Raw genomic sequence first — 17956 nt, forward strand, 5'->3', positions numbered from 1 at the left:
ACTTAATTAATCTGTAATTAAATCTAAGTAATATTGATCATTAATTTCTATCTTACTTAAAAACTCTTTAAGAGAGTCTGCAATTTTAATGTCATAATAATAAATTGAATTCGTGTTGCTTTTATTTAATTCTATAGACATTAAAGCTGATTCACTACCTTCAAAAAATATTAGTTTGTCATTTTCAAATGCATCATATATTTCAATGTCAGGATAGAACTCAAAATCATTAACTCTTAAACGGAAATCTCTTATTGAGTAAGGGTCCATAATACGATTAATATTATACTCTGACCCTTTAATAAAACCGTAACCAATCTCATTAAGAAAGTTGACTAACTCTCTTGGGAATTTTAAATTAAGTTCCTTTTCAACCTCCTTAATTTCATCTTTAGACACTGAATAGAATGTGTTTTCTTCGTTTACCTTAATAAAATCATAATTCATTATTGTTTAACTCCTTTAAAAAGTATATTAGCTGGTGACCCTGATCCATGAATTCCAGCTTGATGCTCAGTAGGGAATTTTGCAGGGTGCATATTCCACCATTCGTGTTCTCCTCCAAAAGTATTTTCAATTATATGATGAGCATCATATTTGTCTCCTTTTCTCCGAATAATTCTACCTGTTTTTTCTGAAATTACATTTTCGTTATACACTGGCCACTGTTGTCCTGTGTTTACTTCCCAATCTTTGATAACTTTGTTTTTTACTCTATCAAAAACTACCCTGTGCTTTGCTGTTTCAACTGGAGACATTTTTTTATATTCTTTATTTCTTAAAGCAGCCTTCAAATTCTCTATTTGATTTTTGGGTAATTCCCTTCCTGTTCTGCCTTCCATATCTCTTATATAATTTTTTATTGTCTGAGAATCTACCCTTTTACCACTCCGTACCCCAGCTCCTTGCTCTACCTTAATCAAGTTCGCTTGGTTCATCTCACCTAGCTGGTTTCTCATCCCGTTTGTATTGATGACGTTATGTGGGATTCCAGCTAGGGCTGGTTGTAAGCCTGCGTTTGGTGTCATTTGCTGAACCGCTGCTCCGGCTCTGTTCATTGACTGCTGGATTAGCTCTCGTATGTGGGTGAGTCCTCTTGCATTTGTCGCTGCAGTTGTGGCTTGATTTAACCTATTTTGTGCGGCTAGTTGTAATTGTAATTGATGTTGGGATGAATAACCAGGCTTGCCTCCTAGCTGACCTAGACGACTGGCTTGTGAAACTTTGCTTAATCCTTTATCACCAAGAATTGACCCGCCTATGATGGCTGATGCATAGCCGATCCATTCTCCTCTAGTTGATGCCGTTCCGTTTATCACATTCTCATCAAACGAGATCCATAAATCGTGACCGATATCAAGGAGTAGGCTTGGATCATCTGCTACATCGGTAATAAAATCAACGGTTTCATTCAGCACTTCCACCGGCTCTGTCACTAGACGCTTAATCCCATCTACTGTATCTGTGAAAGCCTTCGCAATCCCCTGCCATGCCCCTTTAAAAAATCCGCCGGTGTCTTCAGCTTCTGCGGTGGCATTTGCTGCTGCAACAGGCTTCGCACAGGAAGGATTATACCATTGGTCAAAGGTAATAGGATCCTGCCAATTCGTATGTAAGGAGTTTAGCTGATTCGTATGTAGCAAGTTAGGCGCCATATTCCTTTGAGACAGCTTATTCATTAAAAGCATATGGGAGGAATGATTGATCATCAGATTGATCGACCCTTGGTTTAGCCCTGCTCCTCCCTTAAACATTGCCTGAATCTCCTTAATATAGGATTGCATCATATGGGTATCAGTTTCAACAGGGCTTAGTGCTGCCGCCTGCTCATAATCAAATAGATGCAGCTGCTCTAGCGTTTGGTCTTTTTCTTGCTTGGCTTTTTGTACATATTGCCTGACTTCATCGTCTTGCAGCGGCTTTAGGTAGACGATATCTTGTACCTTTTGCATGGTCGCATTCGTTTGGTTGGTGAGTGCGGTTGTGACGAGCTCAACCTGCTTTAGGCCGTTTTCGACTTCTTGTTCAAGGAAACTCTCTTGAATTCTACCGTTTGATGCTGGTTCAAGTGCTTGCAGCGAGGACTTCATTTGCATAAGAAGCTGCTCATATTGTGCGAGGGTCCCGGTTAAGTATTGGATAAACGGAAGATGGCATTCCTGATAGAAACGCCGAATGGCCGTCCCTCCCTCTCCTTTTAAGGAGTCACTTAAACGGACGATACCCATTACGGATGTTTCAATTTGTTTAAGCTGTTCTTGTTGATGTTCGATCTTTGTTTTTATTTCATCTATACCACTATGTAAGCCAGGCACGTCTAATGTTTTCATACATCACCTCTATTAAGCCAAAAAGGAATACTTTACCTATTATCTTAGTACATTCGACATCTGGATAAAATAGGAATATATGAGGATATTGGTAGAACGAGTTGTTTTGAAACTATTCTGCTGCTTCATCAGTGAAGCAGAAGACATTATGGATGTTATTATGTTATTGTATTTTTTAACAAGATTAGGAGGTTTTGTATGCTCAAGCAAGCGATGAGATTTTCATTTATGTACTTTGTAATCATGAGCTTGGTTCAATATTTTCTAGATAAAGAAATGAGATGGATCGAGAATCTAACGATTGGATTCATCGTATTTATTCTTATGTCATTTATAAACTGGTGCAGGGTCCCTTACAATTGGGATAAAAAGAATTAATGAATCAATTTCTTTGTATTGATAAAGAGCAGGTGCTCTCTTTTATCTTCTGTGAATAGGATAGATAAACTTAAGATCGAGCGAGGTGGCTTATGACCCGTAATAAGAAGTTGTTTTTACTCGTCATCTGTTTGGTTGTAATTGGCTGTGTGATAGGCTTTTTCGTAAATCAACAGCTAAAAGATAATCGGTTAGTCTATATCTCTCATACCTTTGGAGTTTTCTACGTGGAGGAAAAAGATTTCTATATTGAACCAGGTGAGTACATGGAGATGTGGGTTATTGGCTATAATGATGTAGAAGAAGATCTAGAAAGTCGTGAAGAATTCAAAGTGTATATAAAAGATGCTAACGTTTACAATTTGATTGAAACAGACCAAAGCTATCTAATTAGCATTTCTTCCTTAAGTGAACCTGGTCAAGAGCGTTATTATTTAAACCAAATCCAAACGGGGAATGGGGAGCAGTTAAGAGGCGAGGGCGAGTAATGACGGATTTGTTCAACAAAGGACAACTTACTTTTAAGAGCTTTATTTTGTATCCGCTCCCTTTACTCTTATAGCTAAGATAATCATACTGATGATGATACCTACGCTTAAATCTACTTATCCAAACAAACGAAAGCCTGTAAAAATACTGATATTAGTTTTTATTGATGCATATGTCAACACGTCCAACAGTTTTTGAGTAAGGGCTGCTTCCTGTTTCCATTCCTTACTGATAAGGACACTTCCTTAATAAACAAGCCATTTTCAAAACAGCACTACCCTCTTCTATTTGTATCCATTCCAATACTATATATAAACTTCATACCCATTACTTATAAAATATTACCCCTCCTTATAGGGGAGTAAATCGTTTGAATTAACTAAAGCCAAAATAGACATCCTTCTTTAGAAACTTTATAGAAACACCATTATTTTGAAGGTGAATAGATATTGAACTTACCATTGACCTGGAACCAGCAATAAAATACCTTCCGTTGTTCTTATGAATAGTAGTAAACTTATCAATCTCTTCTTGACGGAGCTCATTTCTTTTTGAAAGGTAATGTACGCTATTAGAAGTGTTTTTAGCAATCTCCATCTTTTTTAAAATATAAATGTATAAGCTCGGTCTCTTTCTTTATATTGTACTAACAATAATAAATCCCTCTTTTTAGTACTGGTAGTATGTCATGGAAATATCTACTTTCTATTCCTCCATTTAGATAGTTATTCTTGCTTAAAGCTTTGTAAGTTTGCCTTAGCGAATTCTTCAAAAGTACGAGGTTTTCTACCTGTCAATGCCAAAAAATCCTTGGTAACTGCTTTTGCTGTTCCCATTCTCGTCATAAAATAGAGTGCTACCGTCACATCTACATACTCCTTATCCAGGCTTCTCTTTTGTATATAATACTTTCTATATTTAAGGAATCCCGGTTTAGCATACGTAATGCTTCTACCTGTCACTTTACTTAATATTTCTGCAACCTGGTAATAGCTTAAAGCTTCTCTGCCTGTAATGGTGTGGGCTGTATTCTTATATTTTTTAGGATTCGTTAGTATGGTTGCTATTGCAAGCCCAATATCCTCCCCATCAATAAAACTCGCTTTACTGTTTCCTGCAGGAATAAATATTTGCTTTAACTCTCTTATTTCTTTAGCATGAATACCCGATAAATTCTGCATAAAAAAACCTGGGCGTATATGGGCATATGGAATCTCAGATTGTTCAATATACTTTTCTATCTTATGATGCGGTGGAATTGGATTTTTCTCCACTCCCATAAGAGATAGAAATGAAACCAGCTTAATTTGATTAGCTTTCATAGCATCAATGAAAGGGTATAAATCCTCCGGTTAACCTAAATGTGGCGGTCTCATTAGGATTACCCTATCGATCTCTTCAAGAGCTGCGTTAAAAGTTTCTTTCTTGGAAAGATCAAAGAACACTGGATCTACTTTCTCAACAAACATATCTTGCAATCTTTTGACATTTGTTCCTGCAGCAACGACTTGTTCTCCCATTTTCAATAAATTTTTTGTGACAAATGTACCAACATTACCAGATGCCCCTACCACTAATACTCTCATCAAATCCATCACTTACATAAAAGTTATTTATTGATACAATAAATTAGACCGGTCTGTATAATGATGTACTTTGGTTACCAGTTTTTCGATTTAAAAAGAACTAGTATTTGTAGAGCTATGACACATAATGGTTCACTATTTCTCATGGTAAAAGATACAATCAGAGCCCCTTCTATCATCACATGAACCGCCAGCTCTCTTGCTCTATCTTAATCTTCCCCACCATTTATTAACTTTTGAGTAAAAGAATCTTGAAACTCACCATAAGTTGATTGACATGCTAGTCTCAACTTTTCACTAGATTAGACGGTGTCTAGAGCAATGGAAGCTATTGGAACCCCGCCTTTGAACCCCTCTTTATCAAGTTTGTCTGTTGTGTCTCCGATAGAAAATTGAATAGCCTTAACTGGTTCAATATATTTTTCCAAACCCTTTAAAATTTTATTCGTAAGAAGCTTTGAAGTCCTCTTTAGTGATCTAAGTGTAAGTTGTTCTTTTCTCTCTGGAAAGTGATAATACAGTGACTCTTGTTTTCATGTTATTAAAATTAATACCTTGCATAATATTATACCAGTTGGTCTACATGCCAATTACTTCGCCAGGTCGGTTGCTAAAACTAATATTGTCGACAGTCTTTTTAGTACCGTCCTAACATTACACTACATGGATGAGGTCGAGAAGTTATGTAATGATAATAAACGATACAAATGTGGTTCCGAGTTTAATAGCCTAAAGTAGAATTATTAAAAAAGTAGGAAATGTAATTTTTATGAAGGTGACTTTCGTACAGTTATGTGATAATATCTCTCAATGTTATTAATTTTAGGAGAGGTTTTGAATATCAATGAAAAGAAGAAGTATTATAAGAAGAATTAAATTGCCTGGTTGGACCATTATTCTAATACTACTACTAATTGTAACTGGTAGTACTTTAAACTTTTTTAGCTATCTAGATAAGAATGGATTAGAAGAAACGGCTAATGCCAGTGTGATAAAGGATAGTGACGATTACTCTGGAAGATTTCCAGGACTAGATGTTCTAGTTCGTACTAAACATACGGATGAATATACGTACTCAATCGCTTTGCCTGAGACAAAAAATGAATCCATTAATTCAATCTTAATGGACTGGGTGACAGAACAGGAAAAAGACTTTACAACAGCTGTTAAAGATCAGTCTCATCAAGTTAGATCAAATCTGACTATAGAACTAGATACAAAAAGAATAACGGATGATATATATAGTTTTATTTTTTCAATGTATTATTACCTCGGAGGAGCGAACGGTAAAGAAGAAATTCAAACCTTTACTGTAGACCTTTCCAATGGAAGCCTATTGGAAGTGAATGATGTCATCAATTTAAGTGCTTACTCAAAAGAAGTGCAGAAAATTATCATAAATAAACTCCATCAAGAGGAGATGCTTCAGGATGTACTGTTTGAAGATCAACTAAATACGTTGTTGAAATCGCCTGATGAGTGGATGTGGTCCTTGAATCAAGATAATTTCTCTCTCTATTTTGATGAATATGAGATTGCACCGGGTTTTGTAGGGGCTATTGAGCTAGACATACCTCTTGATGACATAACACCTTACATCTATGAAGATATTTTTTATCAGTCAGAGGCTAGTGCAGAAACTGTAAACGAGCAAATAGATATAGATGTACAAGAGTGGTCGAAGTTGGACCCGGAAGGAAAATACGTCGCCCTTACTTTTGATGATGGTCCACATCCCAGTGTGACTCCACAAGTGCTTGAGACACTAAACCGTTACGATGCGAAGGCTACTTTTTTCATGCTGGGCATTCAAGCTCAGTATTACCCTTCTCTTGTCCAAGCTGTCGCCGTGGAAGGACATGAAATTGGTAACCATTCCATGAATCATCCAGATTTGACGTCAATAAACGATGAAAAAGTTCGTGGTGAACTGGAACAGACCAACATTCATATTAAAGAGGCGGTAGGTTTCAGTCCCACTACTATGAGGCCTCCTTATGGTGCCTATAATGACCTTTTGGTAGACGTTATGAAAGATGCAGGTACCCCTATCATTCTCTGGTCAATCGACTCACTTGACTGGAAGACTCGAGACAAGGATAAGATAGCTCAAAGAGTTTTGGAAGACATTTACGATGGTGCCATCGTTTTGATGCATGATATTCATCAAGCTACGGCAGCTGCCCTTCCTATCATCTTGGAAAGCCTTAATGAGCAAGGATATGAGTTCGTTACTGTCTCAGAATTGTTGTATCAAAGAGCGGATGAAATCGGACCACATTATCAATATTAACTATTTTGATAGAGGTTGCTGATTGTCGCAAAGCTTCTGCTTAATGATTTATACTCATAAAAGTATAGTAGGCATCTGTCCAAGAGCTAGACAGCTATTATATGCCTGAATTACTAAATTAGGAATGCCTGAATTGAAGGTTAAAATTAAACTATGGCGTGCTCAAGTTTAATGAGCAAAAGGAACAGTAAAAAACTGTTCCTTTTATTTTTTCTACGCTTGTTTAACTTCAACAAGAAGAAGCGATTACCCTTTATTAAGCAATCGCACCCTTTAATGGAAGAAGCATTATTCAAACATTAAGATTTTAGGGTCCTTGTTATAACAATGGACAAGCATAGCATGTAATTGCCCTCTATGATGATAGACGTGTGCTAATATCTCTAATAACCATTCATACATCGTATAAGTTAATCCCCAATATGAAGTAGTTTGAGAATTTAGTTCTTCCGCGGATAAATTCATATAATTGTTTTTTAATGTATAAAAATTGGCTAGTAAACCGTCTTTAAGTTTATCTAAGGTTTTATATGATACTCCTGCATAAAAACTTTGCATATCTTCTTGTGTTGCTTCTCTTGAAATATGCCAATCTGCTTTACATATTAATGCTATATGTTCTAATAGCTCCCCGATAGAATGCTTATTAGGTGTCGGTCTTTTTTGTAGGTCTTCTTCCTCTATATTATCTACTATTTCAATTATTGTTTTTAACGCTACTTCAATTTGGTGTAATACACTTTCACAACTCATAAATACCCCCTTGTTAAACTCTTATGTCTGTTACTTTAAGTGAATTTTTTTGTTGTATATGGAAGTTATTCCTGATCTAGACTCCTTTTTATATTTAAATTATATTTTTATTAAATAATAGATTATAATACCATTTGGTAATTTAAAACTTAAATTGAATAGGGGTATATAAATATTAAATTATAAGAAGTACTTATGGATTGTGAGTTTCATTATCACTATGATAGTTTCATTTGTTCCTAATGTAGGTATTCAGTCATATGATGGGTATCTCTATTTTGGGTTTCCTGCACGTTAATTAGGTTATTTTAGAGGAAAGTATTTAGTTTAGTTTACAAAGAATCCGATGAGGTAAAAATTTTAGCTACATTACAGGCGATACAACGTTTTTGAAACGGCTCTATTTTAATAGGGAATCTCGAACTGTCTTATATTGCATTACATCGCTATTTTAAGCCGCAATACTAATGTTCTTTCGTTTTATCATTTACAATGTGACTTAGCTTTTGTTCAATGCGCTTTAATTGTTTACTCTTCCTTATGGATGTACTTATAACCCAGACCACTAAAAAAATTATAGAAATAGGAAATAGTATAGCTATGAGTTGATAAAATAACGTATCCATGTAGTACCTCCTTGTTTATAATGATAAAACCCAATTTCTATTTGTAAATTTTACCATTAAGGAGAGTTAATTTCCGTACTAACTGAACATTTACATTATATTTGTAATTAAGTATATAAAAGTTTTTCTCATAGAACACCTTCTATGCATATCTAGTGCGCTATATCTTTCTATCCACAAATTCTATTCATCAAAAAGGCCGTTAATCCTTTAGGAATAGCGGCCTGGCTAGGAAGAGATGTTTGAACAAATCTTCACTTCAATTTGTTTTCTTTTCCTGTAAAAAGCTTAAAGCATCCTTAACAGTGGAAAAAGTAATTAGGTTATTTAAGTTAAAGCCAAGTTCAACTGCTTGCATGGCTAATTGGGGCCTTACCCCTGTTAAAATGCACTTAACACCTATCAAATTTAGTACATTATTAAATTTGAAAAGAGAATCTACTACTAAATTATCAAGTTGATAAATCCCTGAAAAATCTATAATTAAACAGGTTACTCTCTGCTCTTGAACCTTGACTGGCACCAATTCTAAGAGGTGCGTTGCCCTCTCCTGATTGATGGCTCCAACCAAAGGAAGAATAGCAATGCCTTCTAAAATCGGGACTATATTGGAAGCTATCTCATTTATTTCTTTACTCATTTCATTTTGTACTACTTCTAGCTGTTTTCTTTCAGTGAGATCCCTTACATACGTTTGAATGGCTTTTGTTTCCCCTATCATAATAGGGTGACAATATAACTCAACCTCTACTGAAGTTCCATCCATTTTATAGATCGTTTCCTCAATCAGCTCTGCCGGTTCACTATAAGCTCCCGATATTCTTTTTATAATGGCGGGTTTAGAGGTTTCTTTGAATATATCGACAGGACTTGCCCCAATTACTTCCTCCCTCGAAGCTCTAAAAAAACTTTCTGCTGCTTCGTTAATATAGATAATCTTTAACTGTGAATGAACAATTAGCGGATCTAGTGCATATTCAATAACTTCCTTGTAATCAATACCTTCAATACTCTCATTCATAACATTCGCCCCCTTTACAAAGGGTAAACTAAACAGTCGTTATATACAAGGGTTCGCATTTATAGGGTTAGTAAAAGTTTATCTTATTACTCTTTTTTAACCAGTCACTTTGCTTCCTCTAAATCAGTATGTAACATTGCATAGACGAAGCTATCTGTCCATTCATTCTTATTCCAATAATCCTTTATGAAATGTGCTTCTTTCCTCATGCCCACTCTCTCGCAGAGCCTTTGAGATAACGTATTTCGTGCATCCATATTCGCCTGGACTCGGTGCACATTCCACTCACTAAACAGCTTGTTTAATAAAAGGCTAACTGCTTCGGTTGCATACCCTTTTCCTGCAGCTTGAGGAGAAAAACAGTATCCTATTTCAACCGTATCCCTCATATCTGTATACCATACAGTTAAGTCACCAATCACTTTTTTGTTATTCACTACTGCCAGATTAAGAGTACTTCCTTTTTCTAGCAGGGTATTTCTTACTTTCTCATTAAAGCTTTCATGCATATTCTCGGTTGTCCAGTTATCATGCAACAGATATCTACATGTCTCTTCATCTTTATAAATGTCATATACATCTTCTAAGTCATTGCTTTGAAATAGTCGTAATGTTAGTCGTTGACTGCTAAATTCCATTAAATATCCCCCATACATACTATGTCTCTTATTCATGTATAAATAAGCTTATCATGAATTTTCTATTATTTTGTAAAAATACTATGCTTTTGGTAAACTACCAATATTGACTAGATTAACTGGAGGTTTAATTTGTTGAAGGAAATGACCTATTTTCCATTTATTTATTTTATCATTCTTACTCTCTTTCAAGCGTTATTCCGTGACGAGATTACTTGGTTTGATAATATCATGGTGGCGATTATTATGTATATCATCATTAAATTTATAAATTGGTGCATGGTGCCGTATGACTGGAGTAAGAAGAAATCATAATGTGTGTGAGGTGTTATATAAAAAGTAAATATGTGCGTACCATACTAGGGTTTAGCTATTTAATTATCGTTTTATTGTTGAATTGGATTTTTGACTTGAGCTTAAGCATGCTGACCATTCTATTTGCTTGCTATATATTCATGTTATGGGTGGTTGATATTTTTGATTACTTTAAACGTACTAAGAAGATTAAGGAGACTTGATTTTGTGTTAAGGAGGTTATCTTTTGTTTAACCAACCTCTCCTCTATTCATTTACATATGTTTTATTGTTTTGCTCGTATCAATTTTTGTTTCGCGATGAGATTACTTGGATGATGAATATTTTTACAGGGATTTGGATGTTTTTATTTATCCATTTTTTAAAATTGTGTATGGTGCCGTATGATTGGAGCAAGCATAACAAAGCGAAAGAATAAAAAGCATACCAGCGGATAACCTGGTATGCTTTTGGTTTATATATATGGTTACTTAAGAGTATTTGAAATGGGACTGGCGTCTGCTTCGTTCACTTCTTCTTCTTTAGACATAAACCATCCGGTTACAACGATGGTTAAAAGAACTGACCAGAAAATGAATTTCCACGTCGTCCCCTTTGCAAATTCGTGTGAGATCACTGCCAGTGCCGGGTGAGACAAAGCATAAACAGCTAATTTCACTCCTACCCAAGCAACGACTACATACGCGGTTGTTTCTAATCCTGGTCTTCTATCAAGTAATTCAACAAACTTACTAGCTGCAAACCTCATTATGATTAATCCGATCATGCCACCGGCAAGTACGACGGTGAAATGTCCGCCATCTAAGCCCCCAATGATAGGGAGGTTTGTTGTAGGCAGGGTTGCAGCTAATGCCACAGCAACAAGAATAGAATCTACTGCAAAAGCAACGTCTGCTAACTCTACTTTTAAAACGGTCATCCAAAACCCGGACCCTTTTGATTCTTTTATCTTTTTATTTACATACGGCTTTAAGACATATTTCTTAATAAGGTGATGCACAGCAATACTTATTAGATACGCTGCACCAACCGCTTGAATTTGCCAAATTTGAATAAGGTACGAAATTAAAAACAACGATCCAAAGCGAAACACAAAGGCCCCGGCTAATCCATATAATAACGCTTTTTTCCTCTGATTCTTAGGTAAATGCTTCACCATTGTAGCCATGACCAATGCGTTATCCGCTGCTAATATACCCTCGATTGCAATTAAGATTAATAGTACCCATCCATATTCAATTAATAAAGCCGCTTCCAATTATAGCTTCTCCTCCTGTTTATGCTTTTTTAATCTCTTTGTTTTTGATAGATTGATAAAATTTAAGCCTACATTTCTATTCCTCTCCACGAAAAATGAAAAGACCTCCACCAAATAATGGTAAAGGTCTTGAATCATGTATCCCTTTACCATATTGGCAAAGGTCTCGCAAACAACATAAATGTTGCCAGTTAAGCCGGTGATGTACCATCACGTATTGTCGACCAAACTGTTAGCTACTCCCCTTTGGAGTGTAATTGTGTTTGAAAAGTAAGTTATATTTATAATATATGGTGGTTTACTTTTAGTGTCAATTGTATTTTTTGAAGAATAGGTTGCTCTAATAAATCGAGTGCATCTCTGCTTTACATATTTCAAAGAATTTATGTGATTTATATACTTTCTTCTATCCATCTTATCGTTTCATTGAGCCCCTGCTTGTAGGAGGTTCTTGGCAGCAACCCAATTGTGCTTTCGTATTTTTCTCCACTTAATATAACAGGCTGTTCTGTTAAATACATCATCTCCACAAGTTCTCCCATAAATGGTGAAAAGATTCCTAAAAAGGCTATCATGCGCTTTGAAACTGATTTTAGTGGCTTTTGGTAATTCTTGTTTTCTTTGAATATTTCCATTAGTTCGTTCCCGCTTATCGGATGCATAGCGGGTATATTCCAACTTTGATTATACGTATCCTTCCGTATGGCAAGCTCTACCAGCGCTTTTGCTCCATCTTTTGTATATAAAAATTCACGGCCTTTATTCAGATCGCCAATATAGTTTGCTTTTCTCATTTTAGCTACATTCTTTAATGTTTCATGAAGAAGGGTGTTGTTTGCGCGGGGTCCATAGAGATCTGGCATGTGAACAATAAGTGTATCAACATTACTTTCTTTTAGAATGGTTTCCATAGTAAACCTGATTTTCCCTTTAGTAGTATGAGGCTGTTTAACTGCTTCTTCTGTGACAAGATTTTCGGGTTGTTTGCCATATGCATAAATATTATCAACCAATGCAATCTTAGCTCGGTTTTTCTCCGCTGCTTTCACCATATGATTTATACAGGGGATATGAGTTTTTCCCCACTTTGGATACGGAAAGCTGACAGCATGAAAAATAATATCTACCCCTTTTGATGCTGAAATTAGGTCTTCTTGGTTTAATACGTCTCCTGATACAACCTTGACCCCGGTGTCTTTGCCAAATAGATGATTGAGCTTATCTTCATCTCTTGCTAATGCAATAACGTTTATGTTTCTTTCACGTAATTCATAAACGATAGCACTCCCTATCCCTCCACTTGCTCCTGCAACTAATACCTTTTTCATTCCCATTCACTTCCTTTGCCTTTTATTAACCGGTGGTCAATTAACTAAAAAAAGAATGTCCTTTTAAAAAGGACGCAGAGCTTTATGTATAAACTCAATATGCACCAAAGCGGCATCTTCGGCCTCTTTATACCCTTCAGCAAAACCTCTGTAATGGGAAATAAAGCCATGTAGAGAAACAAAAATTGAATATACATCTCGCATCGTTACATGATGATTAGTCAGAGTATGAATAGCATGAGCGAAGTTCTGATAACAATGATTAGCCGACTCATGGTTTAGGCCATCTACCTCATTGTTTCTAGTCATAAACATTAACTCATATGGTCTTTGATGATCTAAACCAAATTTAATAAAAGCTATAAATAATTTTTGAAGACTCTCCTTTTGATCCTCATTACTTGTGATAATCTCTTCTATCTTTTTATTTAAATGTTGGAAATAACCTTCAATTACTGCATAGAATAAGGCAGCTTTATTTTCAAAATGATAATAAATAGCACCATGGGTACAGTCTAGCTTCTTAGCTATACTTCGCATTGATACTAATTGATAATCTGTATGAGCAAATTGCTCTCTTGCTTCTTCAATTATTAATTGTTTATTGAGTTCTTTTGACGATTTTCTTGGTGTCATCATCTACTCCTTTACATTATTGACCACTGGTTAATTAATATTAACATGTTTTTCTAGGTACTTTCAACCATATCTTTACATATATCCCTTCCTTTTGTGAAAACTAACATTGTCATTTATCAGTTAAGGGGTGCAAATTGTGGAAAAGGTAATGGATCAAGAGCAGCGGACATTATATAAAAAGATACAAACGGCAAAAGTTGAGCTTTCGCAAGTAGAAATGGAATACTGGAACCTTTATTCGTCTTTTGCGACGTTTGAATTCTGGGTGATTTTTCTGCTGTTTTTTGCGGCGCCTTTAATTGTATTGTACTTTGTAATTGACAGGCGGAGAATGTTCTTATTAGGGTTTTACGGGTTTAATATTCACGTGTGGTTCGGTTACATCGACTCTGCAGGGGACAGGTTGGGATTTTGGGGATACCCTTTTGAGTTGCTTCCCTTTCTATCCGGAAATGTCTCATTAGAAGCAGCACTGGTCCCAATTCTTTTTATGCTCGTTTATCAATGGACGTTGAACCATCATAAGAATTTCTATCTCTATTCCCTTCTCTTGTCTGCTTTCTTATCATTCATTGTTAAGCCGCTTTTGATCATGCATTTATTTTTTGAGCTGCATAACGGAACAACGTATGTGCACTTGTTCCTTTTATATGTGGTCATCTTCTTATTTTCTAAATTGATTACGAATGTCTTTATTAAGATGCATCGGAACGCAAAACTTGAGAGAGAATTGGTGGAGGAATAATATTAATGCGTATGCTTCCTTGTCCATTTGCAGAAATCACTTATTAAGTCTGCAAGTCCGGGGCTTGCTTTGGATTCGATCTCATCCCATGTCTGGTATTTTGCAGAGCTGGCATAGCTATGATTGACTCCTTTTGTCACCCTGATTTCCCATGGTATGTTTACATCTTTCAGTAACTCACGTGCTAGCGGTTCATTTTTCTCTAATGGAACTAGGTGATCATTTTCTGCAAAGGCAAAGTAAGTCGGTACCTTTATGGCTTGAATGACATCTCTTGCATCATAGCTCAGTATGTTACTTATGAAACCTGTTTTAACGAATGTTGACACGTAGTGGTAAAGGGTAAGGCTCGTACTATACAGAAAAAGCAGCCTTTTCACCGACCGTCTGTATCCTTTCATAATCAATTCTGACTCCATATTATCAACCATTTGCTCACGCACACTGTAGGCTGGACCGGCGATACTGAGTGCTGACTTAATATCATTTGGGTACATTGAGGCAAGCAGCTGAACAATCCACCCTCCCTGACTATGACCAGCTACGCTGATTTGGTTCTCCGAGAGGTTAGGGCGCTTCTCCATCAATTTAATGACATCATACATATCCTCTGCTCTGTCGTAGAAGCTTTGCTTTTGCCACTTCCCTTTTGAACCACCTACTCCGCGCTTATCAACCAGTAATACAGCAAACCCCTCTGCTAAACAAACTGCCGCGAATGTCCGGCATAAATAAAACGAATCGTTTTGCCAATCCATTATGTAAGACAAGCTGCCAGAACCAGTTATAAAGATGATTAATGGCCATTTCTTGCTGCCTTCTGGTTTAAATAAATGACCGCTTAGTAAGGTCCCGTCTCTTACGGGCAGTTGTATTTCCTCAGCTTGTTCGATTTTAAGCAACTAGTTCACCCCCAATTCTTACATTATAACTGTTTTCTCATGGTGAGCTCCTATTATATTCATCGTTGCTTGACAATGCACTAAAAAAGCATCAGAACCTTTATCTGATGCTTAAATTATTATTCAATTTCCGTCTTCCATTTTCGGTTTCCTGAACCGTATCTGCCTAATTCTTTGTTTGAAATATAGATATGGAAGAAAAATTCAAATACCCCTATTACTGGAGCAGCGACAAGAGCTGTTATGGCCATCGTTCCAATTGAGTAACCATATGGTATACCCATTAGCCAAACAACGATAAATGCTAAACCCAAGTCTGAACCTGTGGCAATCTTATTATTCGTTTTAGGCAAAATGATCAAGTCGCCTGCTATATAAGACCCTATCCCTAACACAAGGGTAATAAACAGGACATATTCAAATGCCATTCCAAGTCCCAGCCCAAGTACTAAGTACAAGAGAACCAGTGTTGCAGCTCCTTTGATGAGCAGCGCTTTGACATGTTCCATTATTATCTCCTCCTTGTATTTTTCTGTGCTTACAGTTCTTTACACTCAGAGAAGAAAATTAAAACATGTTGATACTAATTGGTTCAAATGGGCTATTATGGAAGGAGTAGTCATATTTAATTTTTGAAACTTTAATTAATAAAGGCTGAGAAGTAAGTTCAATTTCTATTTGTCCATTTCAAGAAACCAATTTGTTTTTGTGTCCTTTTTAAATATTAACATTTCATAAAGCTGCTGTAGATAATGTAACCAACTTATACTAACTGCTTATCGCTTAATCAATACCGACAAATCACCTTCAAATACTTTTTCTTCTTTATGATTGTAAGTTGAAAATAGTAAAGTGATTTTTCCGAACTCTTCTTTTTTTGCTTCCTTATCCATTACCTTAACTATCGTATACAACTCATCACCTGGATACACTGGCTTTATAAATTGAATATTCTTCATTCCAGACCCTGCGATCACATCATCACCATATATACCTGTTTCCACCCAAAGTTTAGTTGTAATGGCTATCGTATGTATTCCAGAAGCAATAATTCCTTTAAATCTGCTTTGCATTGCTTTTTCCTCATTCAAATGCATATAAAGAGGATCAAATTCTCCAGCAAATTCAATCATATCCTCTTTTGTTAATTTAAAAGACTTCGTCTCAAACACCTGTTCAATTGTAAACTCATCAAATTTCATAAATACACCCCTTTTTGACATATTTATTTTCATTTTAAAGTAAGATTACCTTTTCAGTAAGTTTAAAAATTAGTACATGATATTTTCATTTTCATCTTGTACCAAATCCTTGACAATGACGCCTGAAATAAATTTGGTTGCTGCACAGTATCTGTCTACTAGAATAAGACGATCACATTTAATGCAATCGTCTCTTGAATGGTATAACCTTTAACAGTTTCCTCACCATACTCTACCTTGTTTCATTATTGGGGTGACATTATCTACTAGAGTGTCTGGCAAAAAAGATTAGACAGCCTAGAAATTAAGCCGCTTAACATTATTTTTCACTGTCCACATAACATGGTTCAGTTCATTTTGATAATCGTTTTTTTGAATTCTGTTACGTTACTCTGATACTTCCATAGACGCCTGGATTTCCGGACTAATCTCCGTATGAGGATAGTTAATTCGTTCATCAAATTCTACCCAGTCGAGATTTGCCATCATCAGCAAGTAGCGTTTACCGCTAGCAGGGTCGCTGATAATGATATGATCACGTCCAGCTGTTTCAATACGGCCTTGGTAGACCATTGCATTCCATTCGGTATTGCCTTGGTAAGTAAAGTAGAAAGTACCCACCTTGCCTTTGTTGTAGCGCAGGATATTTTCAATAAACGATTCTTCAACCCTGCCCATGCCCATCAAAAGCTGCTGTCCTGTGCCCATTGGAACCACTGGCGTTGAATAAGCAGGTCCAGAAGGCATACCCTGAAAGTTACTGAATTGTTGCTGGGTATCGCCCCCCATCATAGCAGCTTGTTGATAACCAGCCTGATTGCTCATTGGATTGTAATTTGAGTTTCCGTAATTCATGTGAAGTCCATCTCCTTTTTTGATTTATCTATAAAACTCTGGGCAATAGCCCGGTACACCGACATAGAAGCAATGATTCCTGTATGCATGATCGAACTGCGTCATCGGGGATCTTGGCATTGTAGGGGTACAAGGATCTCGGTATGCTTGCCCCGGACTTGGATTAAAAAACCATAAATTCATTCGGGCTCGAGGATTCCGATGACCTTGCAGCAAATTCCTAGCCCTCTGGAGGTCTTCTTCTGTCGGACGCTGTGTATACAAGCTTCCATTTAAAACCGGCTCGAAGTGAGGAATTCCCGTTCCCGGTATTGTTTGATAAATAGCATGACGGATATTACGTAAATTCATGAAGTCCGGCTCACAGTCAGCCTCAACTCGGTTAGCCACAACTGTTCCAACCATATCCATTCCTTCGGGGCCTTCACCTATCGCCTCCGACATCATAAGCCTTGCTAGTGCGTTGACATCATTTTCAGTATGTTTGATTCGCCTACCCATTTTCTCACCTCTTTTGCTTATACAGTAGCCTATTACTTTTAGGCAGTTTTCGTAGCTTGCCTTACCGCCCAAACCTTGAAAATTGGATATAAAAAAA

20 protein-coding genes and 2 pseudogenes are annotated in these 17956 nt (G+C 36.4%); 6 read left to right on the top strand and 16 right to left on the bottom strand.

What is annotated here, in order from left to right; translation table 11 throughout:
* Positions 1-6 precede the first annotated feature (6 nt).
* The 3 genes and pseudogenes from PQ478_RS10850 to PQ478_RS10860 all read right to left on the bottom strand — a co-directional run.
* Entirely contained in the window at positions 7-447 is a 441-nt protein-coding gene (locus tag PQ478_RS10850; protein ID WP_289236893.1) for an SMI1/KNR4 family protein, read from the bottom strand.
* Positions 447-872: pseudogene (locus PQ478_RS10855) on the bottom strand (T7SS effector LXG polymorphic toxin); the annotation flags it as partial. The gene PQ478_RS10850 and the pseudogene PQ478_RS10855, both read right to left, overlap by 1 nt.
* A gap of 876 nt (positions 873-1748) precedes the next feature.
* Positions 1749-2330, bottom strand: a pseudogene (locus tag PQ478_RS10860) (LXG domain-containing protein); the annotation flags it as partial.
* A 198-nt stretch (positions 2331-2528) separates the two neighbouring features.
* Between PQ478_RS10860 and PQ478_RS10865 the strand changes: the two are divergent.
* Positions 2529-2708, top strand: a complete 180-nt coding sequence (locus tag PQ478_RS10865; protein WP_289236894.1) for a hypothetical protein — start codon at positions 2529-2531, stop codon at positions 2706-2708.
* Between the two features lie 92 nt (positions 2709-2800).
* Positions 2801-3196, top strand: coding sequence for a hypothetical protein (locus tag PQ478_RS10870; RefSeq protein WP_289236895.1), 396 nt, complete (start codon positions 2801-2803; stop codon positions 3194-3196).
* Positions 3197-3922: 726 nt separating this feature from the next.
* Here the strand turns inward: PQ478_RS10870 and PQ478_RS10875 are convergent.
* Complete coding sequence (locus tag PQ478_RS10875) at positions 3923-4519, bottom strand: NmrA family NAD(P)-binding protein (protein ID WP_289236896.1); 597 nt, start codon at positions 4517-4519, stop codon at positions 3923-3925.
* Positions 4520-4549: 30 nt separating this feature from the next.
* On the bottom strand, positions 4550-4783 hold the full coding sequence (locus PQ478_RS10880; RefSeq protein WP_289236897.1) for an SDR family oxidoreductase: 234 nt from the start codon (positions 4781-4783) through the stop codon (positions 4550-4552).
* An 844-nt stretch (positions 4784-5627) separates the two neighbouring features.
* On the opposite strand from PQ478_RS10880, the gene PQ478_RS10885 reads away from it, so the two are divergent.
* On the top strand, positions 5628-7076 hold the full coding sequence (locus PQ478_RS10885) for a polysaccharide deacetylase family protein (protein WP_289236898.1): 1449 nt from the start codon (positions 5628-5630) through the stop codon (positions 7074-7076).
* 288 nt (positions 7077-7364) lie between these two features.
* Here the strand turns inward: PQ478_RS10885 and PQ478_RS10890 are convergent, their stop codons facing one another.
* From PQ478_RS10890 to PQ478_RS10900, 3 genes are all read right to left on the bottom strand, one after another.
* Positions 7365-7829, bottom strand: a complete 465-nt coding sequence (locus PQ478_RS10890; protein ID WP_289236899.1) for a DinB family protein — start codon at positions 7827-7829, stop codon at positions 7365-7367.
* Between the two features lie 885 nt (positions 7830-8714).
* Complete coding sequence (locus PQ478_RS10895; protein ID WP_289236900.1) at positions 8715-9476, bottom strand: PAS domain S-box protein; 762 nt, start codon at positions 9474-9476, stop codon at positions 8715-8717.
* Between the two features lie 104 nt (positions 9477-9580).
* Positions 9581-10114 carry a GNAT family N-acetyltransferase gene (locus tag PQ478_RS10900; protein WP_289236901.1) on the bottom strand — a complete coding sequence of 178 codons (534 nt, stop codon included), beginning with the start codon at positions 10112-10114 and terminating at the stop codon, positions 9581-9583.
* A gap of 135 nt (positions 10115-10249) precedes the next feature.
* Here PQ478_RS10900 and PQ478_RS10905 point away from each other — a divergent pair, with 135 nt between their 5' ends.
* Positions 10250-10429 (top strand): hypothetical protein, encoded by a 180-nt coding sequence (locus PQ478_RS10905; RefSeq protein ID WP_289236902.1) that lies wholly within the window; start codon positions 10250-10252, stop codon positions 10427-10429.
* A gap of 226 nt (positions 10430-10655) precedes the next feature.
* A complete protein-coding gene (locus PQ478_RS10910) occupies positions 10656-10847 on the top strand; it encodes a hypothetical protein (protein WP_289236903.1) in 192 nt (63 codons plus the stop codon).
* Positions 10848-10895: 48 nt separating this feature from the next.
* Here the strand turns inward: PQ478_RS10910 and PQ478_RS10915 are convergent, their stop codons facing one another.
* From PQ478_RS10915 to PQ478_RS10925, 3 genes are all read right to left on the bottom strand, one after another.
* A complete protein-coding gene (locus PQ478_RS10915) occupies positions 10896-11687 on the bottom strand; it encodes a TerC family protein (protein WP_289236904.1) in 792 nt (263 codons plus the stop codon).
* 392 nt (positions 11688-12079) lie between these two features.
* Positions 12080-13015, bottom strand: coding sequence for an SDR family NAD(P)-dependent oxidoreductase (locus tag PQ478_RS10920; protein WP_289236905.1), 936 nt, complete (start codon positions 13013-13015; stop codon positions 12080-12082).
* Between the two features lie 63 nt (positions 13016-13078).
* Entirely contained in the window at positions 13079-13654 is a 576-nt protein-coding gene (locus tag PQ478_RS10925) for a TetR/AcrR family transcriptional regulator (protein ID WP_289236906.1), read from the bottom strand.
* A gap of 136 nt (positions 13655-13790) precedes the next feature.
* On the opposite strand from PQ478_RS10925, the gene PQ478_RS10930 reads away from it, so the two are divergent.
* Complete coding sequence (locus PQ478_RS10930) at positions 13791-14399, top strand: CBO0543 family protein (protein ID WP_289236907.1); 609 nt, start codon at positions 13791-13793, stop codon at positions 14397-14399.
* Positions 14400-14401: 2 nt separating this feature from the next.
* Here the strand turns inward: PQ478_RS10930 and PQ478_RS10935 are convergent, their stop codons facing one another.
* The 5 genes from PQ478_RS10935 to PQ478_RS10955 form a co-directional block, all read right to left on the bottom strand.
* Entirely contained in the window at positions 14402-15301 is a 900-nt protein-coding gene (locus PQ478_RS10935; protein WP_289236908.1) for an alpha/beta hydrolase family protein, read from the bottom strand.
* A gap of 119 nt (positions 15302-15420) precedes the next feature.
* Positions 15421-15810: a YndM family protein gene (locus PQ478_RS10940; protein ID WP_289236909.1), complete on the bottom strand. Its 390-nt coding sequence runs from the start codon at positions 15808-15810 to the stop codon at positions 15421-15423.
* 267 nt (positions 15811-16077) lie between these two features.
* Entirely contained in the window at positions 16078-16503 is a 426-nt protein-coding gene (locus PQ478_RS10945; RefSeq protein WP_289236910.1) for a MaoC family dehydratase, read from the bottom strand.
* Positions 16504-16890: 387 nt separating this feature from the next.
* Entirely contained in the window at positions 16891-17358 is a 468-nt protein-coding gene (gene gerQ, locus PQ478_RS10950) for a spore coat protein GerQ (protein WP_289236911.1), read from the bottom strand.
* A gap of 24 nt (positions 17359-17382) precedes the next feature.
* Complete coding sequence (locus PQ478_RS10955) at positions 17383-17859, bottom strand: cell wall hydrolase (protein WP_289236912.1); 477 nt, start codon at positions 17857-17859, stop codon at positions 17383-17385.
* Between the last annotated feature and the right edge of the window lie 97 nt (positions 17860-17956).

Origin of the sequence: Alkalihalophilus pseudofirmus (genome assembly GCF_029094545.1) — a bacterium.
Lineage (GTDB): Bacteria > Bacillota > Bacilli > Bacillales > Bacillaceae_D > Alkalihalophilus > Alkalihalophilus pseudofirmus.

Excerpts from the sequence above, each read along its gene's own strand:
- PQ478_RS10850 (WP_289236893.1), bottom strand. The coding sequence starts at position 447 with ATGAATTATGATTTTATTAAGGTAAACGAAGAAAACACATTCTATTCA.
- PQ478_RS10865 (WP_289236894.1), top strand. The coding sequence starts at position 2,529 with ATGCTCAAGCAAGCGATGAGATTTTCATTTATGTACTTTGTAATCATG.
- PQ478_RS10870 (WP_289236895.1), top strand. The coding sequence starts at position 2,801 with ATGACCCGTAATAAGAAGTTGTTTTTACTCGTCATCTGTTTGGTTGTA.
- PQ478_RS10875 (WP_289236896.1), bottom strand. The coding sequence starts at position 4,519 with ATGAAAGCTAATCAAATTAAGCTGGTTTCATTTCTATCTCTTATGGGA.
- PQ478_RS10880 (WP_289236897.1), bottom strand. The coding sequence starts at position 4,783 with ATGAGAGTATTAGTGGTAGGGGCATCTGGTAATGTTGGTACATTTGTC.
- PQ478_RS10885 (WP_289236898.1), top strand. The coding sequence starts at position 5,628 with ATGAAAAGAAGAAGTATTATAAGAAGAATTAAATTGCCTGGTTGGACC.
- PQ478_RS10890 (WP_289236899.1), bottom strand. The coding sequence starts at position 7,829 with ATGAGTTGTGAAAGTGTATTACACCAAATTGAAGTAGCGTTAAAAACA.
- PQ478_RS10895 (WP_289236900.1), bottom strand. The coding sequence starts at position 9,476 with ATGAATGAGAGTATTGAAGGTATTGATTACAAGGAAGTTATTGAATAT.
- PQ478_RS10900 (WP_289236901.1), bottom strand. The coding sequence starts at position 10,114 with ATGGAATTTAGCAGTCAACGACTAACATTACGACTATTTCAAAGCAAT.
- PQ478_RS10920 (WP_289236905.1), bottom strand. The coding sequence starts at position 13,015 with ATGAAAAAGGTATTAGTTGCAGGAGCAAGTGGAGGGATAGGGAGTGCT.
- PQ478_RS10925 (WP_289236906.1), bottom strand. The coding sequence starts at position 13,654 with ATGATGACACCAAGAAAATCGTCAAAAGAACTCAATAAACAATTAATA.
- PQ478_RS10940 (WP_289236909.1), bottom strand. The coding sequence starts at position 15,810 with ATGGAACATGTCAAAGCGCTGCTCATCAAAGGAGCTGCAACACTGGTT.
- PQ478_RS10945 (WP_289236910.1), bottom strand. The coding sequence starts at position 16,503 with ATGAAATTTGATGAGTTTACAATTGAACAGGTGTTTGAGACGAAGTCT.
- gerQ (WP_289236911.1), bottom strand. The coding sequence starts at position 17,358 with ATGAATTACGGAAACTCAAATTACAATCCAATGAGCAATCAGGCTGGT.
- PQ478_RS10955 (WP_289236912.1), bottom strand. The coding sequence starts at position 17,859 with ATGGGTAGGCGAATCAAACATACTGAAAATGATGTCAACGCACTAGCA.